The sequence below is a fragment of the uncultured Jannaschia sp. genome (assembly GCF_947494025.1).
Taxonomy (GTDB): Bacteria; Pseudomonadota; Alphaproteobacteria; order Rhodobacterales; family Rhodobacteraceae; genus Jannaschia.
The window spans coordinates 1-506 of the sequence record NZ_CANLTQ010000139.1; the positions used below are offsets into that span (position 1 = coordinate 1).

At 64.4% G+C, this 506-nt stretch carries 1 protein-coding gene; it reads right to left on the reverse strand.

The window, feature by feature from the left end; translation table 11 throughout:
- Window positions 1–39: 39 nt before the first annotated feature.
- Window positions 40–423, reverse strand: a complete 384-nt coding sequence (locus tag Q1B08_RS21680; protein ID WP_299823512.1) for a transposase — start codon at window positions 421–423, stop codon at window positions 40–42.
- Window positions 424–506 lie beyond the last annotated feature (83 nt).

Here is a 506-nt window from a genome sequence, read left to right on the forward strand (position 1 = left end):
TGGCGCCGCACGGTCCAGTCATGCCGGGCCAGCCTGATATCAGCCCGCATACGCTCCCGCGCGACCAGGCCTTTTTTTATATGAGAACCCCGCCCTGATCAGGGCCCGGTGGATCGAGGAGAGCTGGACCGACACGCCATGCGTCTCCTCCAGCGCACCGGCCAGTTCCTTCAGGGTGATGTCCGGCTCCGCACGGACGATCTCGGTCAGGAACGCCATGTGCGGTGCGAGCTTGCCCGCACTCCCCGGGGCGCGACCCTGCCGCTTCGGCGTGATCTCCCCTCGGTCACGGTGATCGGACGCCAGTCGGATCGCCGTGCTCGCACTGACCCCGAACACCCGCGCCGCCGCCCGACACGAATGACCAGCGGCGATGTGGCCGAAGATCCGTTCGCGAAGATCCATCGAGTAGAATTTGCCCATGCTTCACCTCCTGCCGAAAGTGAATCAGACGAACGACCCCGAGGGAATCCTGGGTGAGTCAGGATGGGAGCAAACCGCTTTAA

Excerpts from the sequence above, each read along its gene's own strand:
- Q1B08_RS21680 (WP_299823512.1), bottom strand. The coding sequence starts at position 423 with ATGGGCAAATTCTACTCGATGGATCTTCGCGAACGGATCTTCGGCCAC.